Origin of the sequence: Acidiphilium rubrum (genome assembly GCF_900156265.1) — a bacterium.
In the GTDB taxonomy this organism is placed as follows: domain Bacteria; phylum Pseudomonadota; class Alphaproteobacteria; order Acetobacterales; family Acetobacteraceae; genus Acidiphilium; species Acidiphilium rubrum.
This window is the reverse complement of sequence record NZ_FTNE01000017.1, coordinates 1-13761: the sequence shown is the minus strand read 5'-3', so window position 1 is coordinate 13761 and position 13761 is coordinate 1. Positions and strand designations below refer to the sequence as shown.

General features: G+C 62.5%; 11 protein-coding genes and 1 pseudogene. 6 read left to right on the top strand and 6 right to left on the bottom strand.

All coding sequences use genetic code 11. The features are described 5' to 3' along the window. Positions 1-176 precede the first annotated feature (176 nt). The 3 genes from BW994_RS12775 to BW994_RS12765 are packed head-to-tail and all read right to left on the bottom strand — an operon-like array spanning position 177 to position 3138. Positions 177-683: a GNAT family N-acetyltransferase gene (locus BW994_RS12775; RefSeq protein WP_029312251.1), complete on the bottom strand. Its 507-nt coding sequence runs from the start codon at positions 681-683 to the stop codon at positions 177-179. Beyond that, complete coding sequence (locus tag BW994_RS12770; RefSeq protein ID WP_029312252.1) at positions 680-970, bottom strand: type II toxin-antitoxin system TacA family antitoxin; 291 nt, start codon at positions 968-970, stop codon at positions 680-682. The genes BW994_RS12775 and BW994_RS12770 overlap by 4 nt, the downstream gene beginning before the upstream one ends. A gap of 56 nt (positions 971-1026) precedes the next feature. Beyond that, entirely contained in the window at positions 1027-3138 is a 2112-nt protein-coding gene (locus tag BW994_RS12765; RefSeq protein ID WP_029312253.1) for a DUF3363 domain-containing protein, read from the bottom strand. Here BW994_RS12765 and BW994_RS19270 point away from each other — a divergent pair. From BW994_RS19270 to BW994_RS12740, 6 genes are all read left to right on the top strand, one after another. Further along, complete coding sequence (locus BW994_RS19270) at positions 3118-3372, top strand: hypothetical protein (RefSeq protein WP_139334106.1); 255 nt, start codon at positions 3118-3120, stop codon at positions 3370-3372. The genes BW994_RS12765 and BW994_RS19270 overlap by 21 nt on opposite strands. Positions 3373-3554: 182 nt before the next feature. Beyond that, positions 3555-3761 carry a type II toxin-antitoxin system prevent-host-death family antitoxin gene (locus BW994_RS12760; protein WP_035229069.1) on the top strand — a complete coding sequence of 69 codons (207 nt, stop codon included), beginning with the start codon at positions 3555-3557 and terminating at the stop codon, positions 3759-3761. A gap of 81 nt (positions 3762-3842) precedes the next feature. Next, positions 3843-7094 (top strand): helicase-related protein, encoded by a 3252-nt coding sequence (locus BW994_RS12755; RefSeq protein ID WP_029312255.1) that lies wholly within the window; start codon positions 3843-3845, stop codon positions 7092-7094. Beyond that, the gene (locus tag BW994_RS12750; protein ID WP_051657394.1) at positions 7091-10582 is read left to right on the top strand and encodes an Eco57I restriction-modification methylase domain-containing protein; all 3492 of its coding nucleotides are present in this window, start codon (positions 7091-7093) and stop codon (positions 10580-10582) included. The genes BW994_RS12755 and BW994_RS12750 overlap by 4 nt, the downstream gene beginning before the upstream one ends. Positions 10583-10753: 171 nt before the next feature. After that, positions 10754-11044 (top strand): hypothetical protein, encoded by a 291-nt coding sequence (locus tag BW994_RS12745; RefSeq protein WP_029312257.1) that lies wholly within the window; start codon positions 10754-10756, stop codon positions 11042-11044. A gap of 1 nt (position 11045) precedes the next feature. Then, positions 11046-12572 (top strand): OLD family protein, encoded by a 1527-nt coding sequence (locus BW994_RS12740; protein ID WP_029312258.1) that lies wholly within the window; start codon positions 11046-11048, stop codon positions 12570-12572. A gap of 383 nt (positions 12573-12955) precedes the next feature. Here the strand turns inward: BW994_RS12740 and BW994_RS12735 are convergent. From BW994_RS12735 to BW994_RS12730, 3 genes and pseudogenes are all read right to left on the bottom strand, one after another. Further along, positions 12956-13333: pseudogene (locus BW994_RS12735) on the bottom strand (transposase); the annotation flags it as partial. 26 nt (positions 13334-13359) lie between these two features. After that, positions 13360-13485: a hypothetical protein gene (locus BW994_RS20435; RefSeq protein WP_281247773.1), complete on the bottom strand. Its 126-nt coding sequence runs from the start codon at positions 13483-13485 to the stop codon at positions 13360-13362. Positions 13486-13525: 40 nt separating this feature from the next. Beyond that, positions 13526-13761, bottom strand: a 236-nt coding sequence (locus BW994_RS12730) for an ATP-binding protein (RefSeq protein WP_175612118.1), incomplete at its 5' end; no start/stop codon positions are given.

Below are 13761 nucleotides of genomic sequence, written 5' to 3'. Positions count from 1 at the left end.
GCTCCGATGCGGTTGGGGTGCATTCTTTGCGAAGTCTTGCCATTGCGCCAGAATCGCCGAACGAGGCCCTTCAAAGAATAGCCTTTTTCTACACTGGAAGCCTCCGCGCGCCATGGCGCAAAAAGACCTGCGCGCGGCGGCGCGGGGCTGAAACGGCGTAGGGGCGAAGGCGGTTGTCATGGCGATATCAGGTTCAACGCCGTCGCCACAGGCAGATAGAGGGTGCGCGGCCGTTGCACCAAGGGCGCGAAGCCGAATGCCACGTAGAAGGCCGCCGCCTGGTCGTCGATCGCGTCGGCGAAGATGGCGTGGGCGCCGATCGGCGCGTTCGCCACGGTCTTGATGGCGTCAAACAGCAGGGCTTCTCCCAGCCCTTGTCCAGCATAGTCGCTATGGCGGCCAAGCCAGCCGATCAGCACCGCCGGGACGGTCGGGTAGCGCGGCAGCCTCGTTGCCAGCGGCTCGGGAACCTCGGTCAACGGCACGTTGCTGGAAGACAGCGTGTAGAAGCCCGCCACCCGGTCCGTCGCGATCTCCCTGGCGACGAAACAGGTGGCGTAATTACGCTTCACGTCCTGGGAGACGGTCTCACGAAAATAGCTGTCGATCCGGTCGTTGCCGGAGAAAAAATCATCCCGCTTGTGCGCCTTCGCCAGCGGTTCTATGGCGAAGCGGACGCTCACCGGCGCTCGATCAGCTCAGCATGGCGCTTTGCCGCACGAGCCAGCCGCGCGTTCGGCTGGGGCGGATTGATCAGCGCCTCGGCGAAGCGGATTTGGTCCTCGCGCGCGAGGCGCATGATGTCGGCGTCCTCGACAACGCGGCGCGCGTCCTCGCCGGCCGTGGCGATGAGATAGCCGGTCAGGGTCATGCCGCGCAGACGGGCAGCGCGCTGCATCTGGTCGTAGACCAGGACCGGGATGCGCGCTTCCAATCGGGCGGTCTCGGCTTCGATTTGGGGCTTGGGCATGGGGGCCTCCTTCGACTCCATCATATACGGCATAATGCCGTATCGTTCAAGGCGGATCAAAGCCCCAGTCCGATCTGCCGCTTGCGGCTAAAACTCCATTCGATGGCGCCATCGTCGCGACGGACGCCGCTGATATGTTGGTCGAGGCGCTTCTCCAGCACGGGTTGCCAGGGCACGAGTTGGAAGCCGAGTCCGTCCTCGATCATGGCGAAGCTACCGCTGGCGAGATTCGCGACGCCCGCCAGCCGGCCGGAGACATATTCGCCGGGCCCAGACGGGGCGTAGGTCAGCCCCCGCTCGGCGGCGATCTCTTTGCCGACGCGATCGATCTCCTGGCGCTCCAGCGCCGCGATCGTGCGCCGGGGGATGGAAATGAAGCCGTCCTTCACGCTGGCGTGGCCCATTTCGACGAGACGCGCGGCGCGCCGGTCGAGTGCCGCGTTCACCTCCTGGCCGAAGCCGGTCCCGGCAAGGGGCAGGTGGTCTTTCGCAACCAGCTCACGGTCGAGCCAGGTCGCGCCGTCGCTGCCAACCTGCCGGTCGAGGTCGAGTGTGGACAGCGTGCGGATGCCGAAATCCTTGGGCCGGCCGGGGGCGTCATAGGCAATGCCCCGCTCGGCGATGTCGCCGGGGATTTTCCAGTGGTCGGCGTCGATGCGCTCGACATGCCCGGCGCGGCGCAAGGCTTCCAGGCGGCGTACATGGGATCGAATGAAGGCGTCGGGGTCGCCGTGGCGCTGCTCGATGATGTCCCGCGTCGCTTCCAGATGCAGGCTCGGCTGGTAGATGCCGCCATTGGTCTCCGCCATGATCTGGATGTTGACATCCGCCGGCCGGGGCTCGGCCTTGGTCGGCGCCGGATCGAGCGCGACGATGTGGCCGCGCCGGATCTCATCCAGGCGGCCGGCGTCCGCCATCTCGACATAGTGGGTGCGCCCGTCCACGCCATCGATGACGAGGTGCAACCGGTCGCCCATCTCGTCCCCGGCAAAGCCCTTGGCGAGCACGCGGCCCACGATCGGTTCGGTGATCTGCTTGCCGTGGGTGGCATATTGCGCTGGGGCGCGTTCGTCAGAGAGGCCGTGGTCGGCCAGCGCACGGTGCATGGTCTTGATGATGTCGCCGCGCTCGCCCAGTTCGCGCAAGGTCGGCTCAGCCTGTGCGGAGATGGACCAGCGGCCAACCTCCACCTCGGTCGCCAGCCCCATGCTCTCCAGCCTGCGGGCGCGGGCGATCAGCAGCGCCCGATTCCGCCGCGCGGTCTCCAGCATGTCTTGGTCGGGGCGCAGATCGGCGAACCCGTGGCTCGCCTCCTGTTCGGCGATCAGCATGCGGTCCAGGCGGGTGAAGCGCTCGGCGTCCACCTCGCGCTCAAGCTGGCGGCTGACCTCCTGCTCGGTCTGCCGGCCCAGCTCCAGCGTGACGATTTCGCTCGCCCGCTCGCGGATGCCGTGGGCGATGTAGTCGCCGGCGATGTTGAGTATCTTCCCGTCGTCGGTAACGCCGCGCAGCAGGATGTGGGTGTGCGGGTGGCCGGTGTTGTGGTGATCGACCGCGATCCAGTCGAGCCTAGTGCCGAGGTCAGCCTCCATCGTCTTCATCAGGTCGCGGGTGGTCTCCCGCAGGTCGGCCAACTCTACGCCTTCCTCGGCGGAGACGATGAAGCGAAACTGGTGGCGGTCGTCGCGGCCCCGGTCGAGGAAGGTGCTGCCGTCCTCGGCGTCGCGCTCGGCCGAATAGACCTGTCCCTTCTCGCCGTCGCGGTTGACACCATCGCGCTCCAAATAGCGCAGGTGGGCGTCCACCGCCTTCGCGCTGACGAATGACCGTCCGCGCGCCGCGCCGCGCTGCGGGTTGAGCTTCACGATCCGCGCCTTCACCGTCACGCGCCGGGCGCGGGTCCGCCCGCCGCTGGCGTCTCGGCTCCAGGCGCTCCGGCCCCTCAGCCCGACGGCAGCCATAGCGCCCCGGCCTCGCGCGTTGAACCGCCCGCTTCCCTTCCCGGCCGAGCCCAGCCGATTGGGGTCGCCGCCAGCGCGGCGGATGGCCTGATGCACCTCGGCCAGGAAGGTCTTCGGGCGCGGCCGGACGGCTCGCGTGGTGCGCCTGCCAGCACGGTCGCGGACCCGGCCGGGACGGATGCGGAAATGGTCTTCGTCGGTCGCCATGACGCGACGATTGGAAGATCAAACGGCCGACACAAGGTCGAAAATGACGGCGTAGGGCTGTGGCGTCGAAATACTTGCTATAGCGTAGAAGCGGCGGAACTGCACACGCCGCACATTGCAGGCGCCACCCAAAATGCCATTGAAAACATTATGGAAATCGACTTCTCCGGCACCGGCGCACCTCGCGCCTTCAGCGGCAAGCCGCCAAAAAACAATGTGCAGACAAACGCTTAGGAACGAAGTTCCGGCGGCGAGGCAACTCGCTTTATCTTGCCCTCCTAATTCGCCCCCTTCTTCGGGGCTCATATCAAACTCAAAATGCACCCACGCCCCCCGAATCAAAACCGCAAATGCGCCGTTGCCAAAAGGAGCTATTCTGCCCTAAATGGCTGCATGGATCGCCACAGGATTCGGCCATGAAAACCATGTCGGCGCGCGAGGCGAAGAACGCTTTCGGGCTGATGATCGACACCGCGCGTGCAGGCCCTGTGCTGATCGAAAAGCATGGGCGCGGCGTGGTGGTGGTGGTCGCAGTGGAAGAATATGAGCGACTTTCCGTGCAATCCGGACGCACGGAAAAGGGGGAAACGGGGACCACGCAGGCGTCGAAAAGCGGCCGATGAAGCGATAACCCACGTCAAGATAGATTGGGTTCTGAACGGTCGTCGCCACTGGTATCAGGCGACATTGAATGAGGAGTGGGCGTGAGAACGGGACGATCGGGCATCAAGGATAATCGTAGCAGGGGAGCGGTCCACGAGTTCATCACTGAGCGCGCGGTTCCCGACAGCCGGCTGTCCGTTGTCTCGGCCTATTTCACGACCTTCGCTTACGATGGTCTCCGCAAGACATTGGACGGCGTCGCCCACATGCGCTTCCTCTTCGGCGAGCCGCGGTTCCTGAAGGATACGGACAACGCTGGCCTCGTGCCGCCAGCCTTCTCGTTCGATGAGTCTGGACTGCGCCTCACCGAGCAAATACGGCAGCGCTCTGCCGCGTGGCGCTGCGCCCAATGGATCAAGGATCGCGTCGAAATACGGTCGGTCAAGCGCTCCGGCCTGTTGCACGGAAAGCTGATCCATATCGACGACGGACGCCGCCCACACGCCGTGCTCGGCAGTTCGAACTTCACGATCAACGGGCTCGGACTGGGTGATTCGCCGAACATCGAACTCAATCTGATTGTCGATAGTGATCGCGACCGGGAGGACCTTCTGGCCTGGTTCGACGAGCTATGGAGCGACACCAGCCTGACCGAAGACGTGCGCGACGAAGTGCTGCGCGCGCTCCAAGCTAGCTATGCCCACGCCGCTCCCGAGTTCGTCTATTTCAAGACGCTGCTTCACCTGTTCGGCGACTTCCTGACCGACCAGGCGGCGGAGGATGCGCTGATCCAACAGACCGCGTTCGAGCAGACTGCGATCTGGCGCGCTTTGTTCGATTTCCAGCGTGACGGCCTCCGCGCTGTGCTTGGCAAGATCGGAAAACATGGCGGCTGCATCCTCGCTGACAGCGTCGGTTTGGGCAAAACCTTCACCGCTCTGGCGGTCATCAAGTGGTTCGAGAAGCGCAACAAGAACGTGCTCGTGCTGTGTCCAAAGAAGCTGCGCGAGAACTGGACCGACTACCTCGCCACCAACAACAGCGAGATGAACCCGCTGCGCGAAGACAGGTTCGGCTATACCGTCCTGTCTCATACCGATCTTTCGCGTGAGAAGGGCAAGGTCGGCGACATTGACCTCGCGCGGATAGAATGGGGCAACTACGATCTCGTCGTTATCGACGAGTCCCATAATTTCCGAAGCGCATCGCGCAACAAGACCGCTGGCGGGCGCCGCAGCCGCTACGAGCGGCTAATGGACGAGGTCATCAAGGCCGGCCTGCCGACCAAGGTTCTGCTGCTCTCGGCTACGCCGGTGAACAACGATCTAAGCGACCTCAAAGCGCAACTCGACCTGATTTCTGCCGACAGGGGAGATGGATTCATCGACCTGGGCGTGCCCAACCTGGGCACACTGATCGGCGGGGCACGACGACGCTTTGCCGACTGGGCGAAAAGCGGCAGCCGTGATGCCGGCGAGTTGCTGAACAAGTTGCCGCCTGCGCTGTTCGGCCTGCTCGACGGCGTCACCATCGCGCGTTCGCGCAAACACGTCGAACGCCATTACGCCGCTTCGATGGAAAAGATCGGCGGGTTTCCGAAACGGGCCGCACCCGAATCCATATTCGCCAACATCGACAGCCAGGGCGGCTTTCCGGCTTTCGAGGACGTAGATGCCGCAATCGGCAAGCTAGAGCTGGCACTCTACGGCCCGTTGACCTTCGTGCTTCCCGAGTATCGCGCCCACTATGATAAGGGAGGGAATTTCGACCAGGCCAATCGCGAAAAATACCTCATCGCTATGATGAAGATCGGCTTCCTCAAGCGCCTGGAAAGCTCGGTTAGCTCTTTCCGCCTGACGATGGATCGTATGATCGCTCGCATCGACCAGCGGCTTGGCGATCTCGACAGCTTCGAAGCGACGGCGGCCATCGACACGCCGCCGCCAGATGAGATCGAGTTGGATGACGAATTGGAAGAAGCCTTCGAGGTCGGCGGCGCGCTGAAATACAACCTCGCCCACATCGATAGGGCGGCGTGGAAGGCGGCGTTGACGCGCGATCGCGACCGGATCGCCGCGCTGGCCTCCGAAGCGCGCAAGGTTACGCCCGATCGGGACGCCAAGCTGGCGCGGCTTAAGGAGATCATCCGCGCCAAGGCGGATAAGCCCACGACCAACCGAGATGGCGAGGCCAACCGCAAGATCATCCTGTTCACAGCCTTCACCGACACGGCCCGCTATCTCTACGAAGAGTTGCGTCCCCTTGCGCGCGAATGCGGGCTGCAAGCGGCACTGGTGACGGGCGACGGCTGCAAGGCGACTTTTGGCCCGGCGCGCTTTCAGGACGTGCTGGTCAATTTCGCGCCGCGCGCCAAACGCCGTGCCTTGATGCGCGGCGCCGAGACCGGCGGCGAAATCGACCTGCTGATCGCCACCGACTGCATCTCGGAAGGCCAGAATCTCCAGGATGCCGACTTGTTGGTGAATGTGGACATTCACTGGAACCCCGTGCGCCTTATCCAGCGCTTCGGGCGGATCGACCGGATCGGCAGCCGCAACGCCACAATCCGTATGGTCAATTTCTGGCCGACCGAAGACCTGAATAGATATTTGCGCCTCAAGGATCGAGTGGAGGCCCGCATGGCGCTGGTCGATCTCTCGGCCACGGGCGACGACGATCTACTCAATGCGCGGGCCGAGGCCGATGGCGACGCGCGCTGGCGCGACGAGCAACTGCTCCGTCTGAAGGACGAACTGTTCGACCTAGAAGAAGCGGGGGGAGGTGTGACGCTCGCCGATTTCGCGCTCGACGACTTCCGAGCGGACCTGCTCGGCTTTGCGCGCACGAACGAGCAGGCGTTGCGCGACGCGCCGCTGGGGCTGCACGCGATTGTCCCAAATGATGTCGACGGCGCCCTCCTCGATCCCGGCGTGATTTTCTGTCTGAGGCGCCGCCCGCCCGAGCCGAGCACGGAGCAGGCGAAGATCAACCCGCTCGATCCATATTATCTCGTCTATGTGAAGGATGACGGTTCAGTGCGCCTCGGCTTCGGTCAACCTAAGCCGATCCTGGAAGCCTATCGCGTGCTCTGCCTTGGGCATGATGAGCCATTCGAGGTGCTGTGCAATGACTTTGACGACGAGACGGTCCACGGCGAGAAGATGGAGCGGTATGACGGGTTGATCCGCGCGGCAGTGGCCTCCATCGGCGAGACCTCCGCGACCCGCACATTGGCGGCGTTGACGGGCTCGCGCGGCGCACGGGTGCCCGACGGGATAGCACAGGCGCGCGCCAGCCTGGACTACGACCTCATTACCTGGCTCATCGTCAGGCCGGCGACGGCGGCGGCATGAGCCACGCCGCAGAACGTCTAGCTGCGATCCGCGACGCGGTTTCGGGGCTTGCCGGCGAGAACCTCGCGGGCGCGGGTCGGACGCTGCTCGATGTCATGGGCTATCGCAGCCCCAAGACGCTGGACGCTCCCGCCACGCCCGCCCAGTTTCTTGCTGCACTGGGCATGGATGCGGCGCGTTTCGAGACGGGCCGCTGGCGTGCGGTACATTTCCTGTTCCAGCTCACAGGCGACGAACTGCCCGCCCTGTCGCGCGGCGGCGATCCGGCGACCGGCGAGGCTTTCCAGCGGGGCGCGATCGATTCTTTCGTTTTCCTCGCGATCGACCTCGACGACGGCGGTTGGTCGCGCCGGCAACTAGTGGCGATTGTGCGTGCCCTCAATCGCGGGTTCGCCATGCCCGCGATCGTGTTGTTCCGCCATGACGGGCAAGCGACGCTGACGGTGATTGACCGCCGCGCCAACCGGCGCGACGCCTCGCGCGACGTGGTCGGCGGGCGGATCAGCCTGATCAAGGACATCAACCTTGCCAGGCCCCACCGCGCCCATGTGGAAATCCTGGCAGACCTGTCTCTCGCCGCACTCGCCGGGCGCAAGGCTCCATCGGATTTCCGAGCGCTCTATGATCTGTGGCTGGAGACGCTGTCGGCCGCCGAACTCAACAAGCGCTTCTATGAGGAACTGGCCGACTGGTTCGCCTGGGCCAGCACCAGCGCGCCGCTCGCCTTCTCCAAGGGACAAGGCAATGGCGCGGGCGCGAAAGAAATCGCACTGATACGCCTGCTCACGCGGCTAATGTTCGTCTGGTTCATCAAGGAAAAGGGCCTCGTCCCCGAGGCGCTGTTCGATGGACCTTCGCTGGCGAAGCTGCTGAAGGAGCCGCCGTCTGCGACGCCCAGCGGTCACGGCTATTATCTTTCCATCCTCCAGAACCTGTTCTTTGCCACCCTCAACACCGAAATGCCCGAACGGCGTTGGCGGCAAGACGATGCCGGGCAATCGAAGGATTACCTCGGCCACCATGTTTATCGTCACGCCGCCCAGTTCACCGAACCGGACAAGGCGTTGGAAGCCTTTGCCAACGTGCCATTTCTCAACGGTGGCTTGTTCGAATGCCTGGATACCGAGGTCGCCAGCGACGATCCACGCGCGGGCGATGCCGAGCGGGAGCGGCAACGGCTGATCTTGCGCATCGACGGTTTTTCCGATCAGTCAGACAAGCAGCCGCGGCTACCCAACGCCCTGTTCTTCGGGGGCGCGAAGGGTGTCGATCTGTCCGGCTGGTTCGAGAAGGCCAAGTCGCCGCGCGACGTACCCGGCCTGATCGACCTGTTCGAGCGCTATAAATTCACGGTCGAAGAAAACACGCCTCTGGAGGAAGAGGCCGCGCTTGATCCCGAACTGCTGGGCAAGGTGTTCGAGAACCTGCTCGCTTCCTACAACGAGGACACCAAGACCACCGCTCGCAACAAGTCAGGCAGCTTTTACACGCCGCGCGAGGTCGTCGATTTCATGGTCGATGAGGCGCTGGTCGCCTGGCTGCTGCCGAAACTGCCGAGCGAATTGGGATTGGAGTCCGATGGCGGAGACGAAACCCGCCTCCGTGCCCTGCTCAGCTTCGCCAGCCGTTCGCACGATTTCAGCCCTGCCCAGGTGGATGCCCTGATCGCCGCCATCGAGAGCTGCAAAGCGATTGACCCCGCCGTAGGATCAGGCGCCTTCCCGCTCGGCCTGTTGCAGAAACTGGTTCACATGCTCGACGTGCTGGATCCCGGCGGGGAAAAGTGGAAGGCGCGCAACCGACTCTATTACGAACGCCGGCTCGCCGAGGCCGATGCCATTCCCGCCGCCACTGAGCGCGCCGCTGAGATCGAGAAGGCCCAGGAAGCGCTCGGTGAATTCGACGCCAAGTTCGAAAGCGGCCACTATCCCGACTATACCCGTAAGCTGTTCCTGATCGACCGTTGCCTGCACGGCGTGGATATTCAACCGATCGCTGTACAAATCGCCAAGCTACGCTGCTTCATCAGCCTGGCGGTCGAGCAGAAGGAAAATCCGGGCCGTCCCAATCGCGGAATCACACCATTGCCGAACCTCGAAGCAAAATTTGTCGCCGCCAATACGCTGACGCCGCTGCACCGTCGTGGCCAGGCGGGGCTGGTCAGCAAGGACTTGCTCAGGAAGCAGCGGGCGCTGCGCGAAGCAAATCGCGCCTTCTTTGCCGCCGCGAATAGCGCCGCAAAACGGCGGGAGCAGCGCAGGATCAAGCTGCTGCGCGCGGAAATCGCCGACGAGGTTATGCACGACCATGCCTTCGCCGGAGATGACGCCAGGAAGCTTGCAGCGTGGGACCCGTTCGATCCCAACGCTTTCGCGCCCTTCTTCGATGGCGAATGGATGTTTGGGCTCGACGCCTCGGCCGATGAAGGCTGGTTCGACATCGCCTTCGCCAATCCGCCCTATATCCGGCAGGAAAAGATCGAAAGCTTCCGCGTCAACGACAAGCCGGTGATCGCCAAGGCGCAACTCAAAACGGACTATAAGACCTTCGCCGGCACGGCCGACATCTATATCTATTTCTACGAGCGCGCGCTGCGGCTCCTGAAGCCAGCGGGCGCGCTGGCCTTCGTCACTTCGAATAAATGGTATCGGCTGCCTTACGGCAAGGGCCTTCGGGAGTGGCTCACCACCAACGCTCGTATCTTGAAGATCGTCGAATTTGACGATGCACCCGTGTTTGAAGCGATTGCTTACCCGACCATACTGGTCGCCACTCGCAAGCCTTTGCCGGGTCAGCCCGGTCCGAATGATCTTATCCAGGCACTGAATTGGACACCGATTGACGGAGAAGAACCAAAGGAATCGGTCAAGCGCTTCCCCGAGCGGTTCGCTGACGAGGCGTTCGCTTTACCTCAACAGGCCCTAGCCTCTTCGGGATGGCAAATTGAACCACAGGCGCAACGCGGTCTTTTGGAACGAGTACAGGCAGTCGGTCGCCCTCTCCTGAGTTTGGTGGATGGGCGTGTGTCACGGGGAATCACGACCGGACTAAACGATGCTTTCGTGCTTAATAGCGAGGAAAGAGCGGAGCTTGTGGCAAAGCATCCCGCTTCGGATCGCATCATCGTTCCGTACCTTGGCGGGCGAGAGGTCAAGCGCTGGCACGTGGATTCATCCGGTAATTGGCTAATTAAGTTGGAATCCTCGGCTAATGTTGAACATCCGTGGTCCGGCATGGCTGACCGCGAGGCGGAGGAGCGCTTCAGGAAAACTTGGCCCGCTATCTTTGAACGGTTCACGGCGGGAATCATGCGGCAGCGGCTCATCGACCGCGACGATCAGGGTCGATATTATTGGGAGCTTCGGTCCTGTAAGTACTGGGATGACTTTTCCCTACCTAAGATAATTTCTACAAAAATATCTAGCGAGCCAACATTTTCCGTCGACACTGAGGGCTTCGTTCTCGCCAATACGAGTTACTTTTTGTAATCCGATAATTCTTTTTATCATTCGGCAGTTCTAAACTCGTCTGTAAGCAATTACATTTGCCGAAAGGTTTTTGCGAGCAAGCAGGGTGGATTCTACGAAGTTCAACCAGCTCCCCTAGAAAAATTCCCAGTCCCGGATGCTTCGGACGAGCAAAAGACTGCGGTTAACACTTTGGCAAAGTCGCTACACTCCGGGGCCGACCGTCCCCGCCTCGAAGCCCTCATCAACGCCTTCGTCTACGAGCTGTTTTTCGCCGACGAACTGCACGCGCGCAATCTGCACCCGTTCGCCGCCGCGCGCGAGGCCGGGCTGATGAACCTCACCACCCTTGAAGGCCCTGCGCTCGCCCGCGCCGCCGAAGACTGGTCCCGCTGCCTCGCCGACCCCGCCCACCCCCTCTACGCCACCCTCTTCGACCTGCAATCCATCGACGCGGTTAGGATCATCGAGGGTCGAACTTGAAATGGCGAATGAGGGTGGGGAACAGGTTACTTTAGAGACGGCGTTAGACTCGCCGCCTTCGCTGCCGCTCAGAATCGAAAGCCTGCTGGTGCGCGCATATCGCGCGTTCAGCGTCGCGATGGAAATTCCGGTTAATGGCCGCAACCTGATCGTCTACGGCGAGAACGGCGCTGGCAAATCTTCCATATACAAGGCGCTCCGCGACCTGTTCGCCCGGCGTCCGCGCCGGGACGCTTTGAAGAGCAATGCCCATGTCCACGCGCTCGACCCGCTTCTGACGCCGCGCGTTACCGTCACCTTCAATGATGGCAAGCCGTCGCTCGAATGGACGGAGACGCGGCATCCTGGCCTCCCGACGGCGGACCCGCGCGTCGCGCTGGCGGCGTTGCGCAGTTCCTTCCTCGACTATCACGCGCTCCTGGAAACCAACGCCTTCCATGGTCAGCACCGTCCGAACCTGTTCGACCTCGCCATCGAAACCCTGCTCGCCGATTTCGCCGACGCTACATCCGGCAAGACCCTCGCCGAGCGTTGGACGGAGACCGAACGCGCCAGGCCGCACGTCCATAGCTCGAACACCGACTATATGACCCAGGTCGAGGCGGCCTGCGCGGCATTCAACGCCGGCCTGGAAGCAGCGCTCGACGCCATGCTGCCGATCATCAACACCCTACTTGCCGATCTCGGCCGTCACGAAATGAGGATCGAGGCCTTCGAGCGCGGAACCGTCCGCTACAACAATGCGCGGCTGAAAAAGGATCGCGGTTTTGCGGCGAAGGAACTGTACGCAAAGCTGGAGTTTCGAGGATATTACCCGCAGCAGCCGCAGCACTTCCTGAACGAAGCCCGGCTTTCAGCCTTGGCGCTGGCCTTCTATCTCGCCGGCCGTCTTGCCTGCGTTCCCTCGGCGCCCTCGCAGGCGCTCAAGCTGTTGGTGCTGGACGATGTGCTGGTTGGCCTCGACTACGCGAATCGCCGGCCGCTCCTGGCCGTATTGGATAAGCATTTCGCCGATTGGCAGATCGTGTTGCTCACCCACGACCGCCATTGGTTCGAAGTGATCCGAGCCGCCATCCCAACCGATCGCTGGACCTGCCATGAGATGTACGAGATGGTCGCGGTGACGGGCGAGGCCACGCCCTATCTGCGTCCCGTTCCGTCTGACATCGTTAAAGCCACGCTCAAGCAGGCCCGCGATTTCATCGCTCAGAAGCATCTGCCCGCCGCCGCCAATTACGCGCGCTCCGCCTGCGAGTTGTTGCTCCGCAAGCAGTGCGAGGACAAGAAGGTTGCGTTTCCTTACAAGCCTGATCCGAAGAAAATCACGTTCGAACAACTCAAGACCGGCCTTGAGAATAAGTTCGCCGGAGATCAACCGAAACTCGACGCTCTGGCGGCGATCACCCCGCACCAGGCCCGCATACTCAACCCGCTGTCGCACGACCCCACGACCTCGCTCAATGAGGCCGAGGTAGTTGCGGCCATAGACGCGGTCGAAACCCTCACGACGGCGCTGCGAACCCCGTGATCGACTTGGCGCGGAGCGTCATAGGGCTATGGCGTAAACGTAGTGATCATCGCTATCGTCCGTGGCCCGCCAAGACCCCGTTCGCCACAGTTCAGTATGCACCGAAAATCTGAGCAATTCCCTCCCTTCTGACCGGGTTTGCGTTCGCCACCGTCAGCTTGCGTTCGCCACAATCCGCGTTCAATGTGCATACCCATGTGCACACCAGCATCATCCCCAGCAACGCCACCGAGCCCAGAGGTGGCCGGGTTTGTTTGAACACCGTTTCGCTTTTTATAGGTGAAAGTTCTGCCGGGTTGATTGTCCATATGCCGGGATCGGGGCGTTGCGCAAGGAGAGCGTAGCCCGACTGGAGCGACGCCCCGATCCCGGTTCGTGAATTTTCAGGCGGCCGCAAGCAGCGGCGCCTGGGTGAAAAAGGCGGCATCGGGCGTGCGGGCGCCAAGGCTCGAATGCGGGCGCCGGCCATTGTAGAAATTCAGGTAACGGCCGAGCCCGGCGCGCGCCTCCGCCACGCTGGCATAGGCGTGCAGATACACTTCCTCGTATTTCACCGAGCGCCAGATCCGCTCGACAAACACGTTGTCACGCCAAGCCGCTTTGCCATCCATGCTGATCGCGATATCGTTTTTCAAAAGCAGACCAGTGAAGGCCACGCTGGTGAACTGACTGCCCTGATCGGTGTTGAAAATCTCCGGGCAGCCGTACCGGGCGAGCGCCTCCTCGACCGCCTCGATGCAGAACTCCACCTCCAGCGTGAGTTCTCCGATCTTCGCATGCAGCGATTTCAAATCCACTGCCGGTGGCGCATCAGCGGCGGGCGCGCCGCCAAACAACCCGGCAGCACCCTGCGTATTCCGTTGATCGCGATCATGATGTTCACCATGCCTGAGGCGGGCTTGGGGAACGGCATGACGCGGTGTTGTGGGATACCACTGACGGTTGAACAGGTGTCATTTCTCGGTGGTGTTCGTCACGTCAGATGAAGGGGTGAGGGTCTGGCGTTTTCGAAGGCTTTCTCCTTTCAGTTCGATGCGGTGGGCGCGGTGAACGATGCGGTCGAGGATGGCATCGCCGAGGGTTGGGTCGCCGATGATTTCGTGCCAGCGGCCGATGGGAACCAGGCTGGTGATCAGCAGGGCGCCCTTGCCGTCGCGATCATCGACGATCTCGAGCAGGTCGCGGCGCT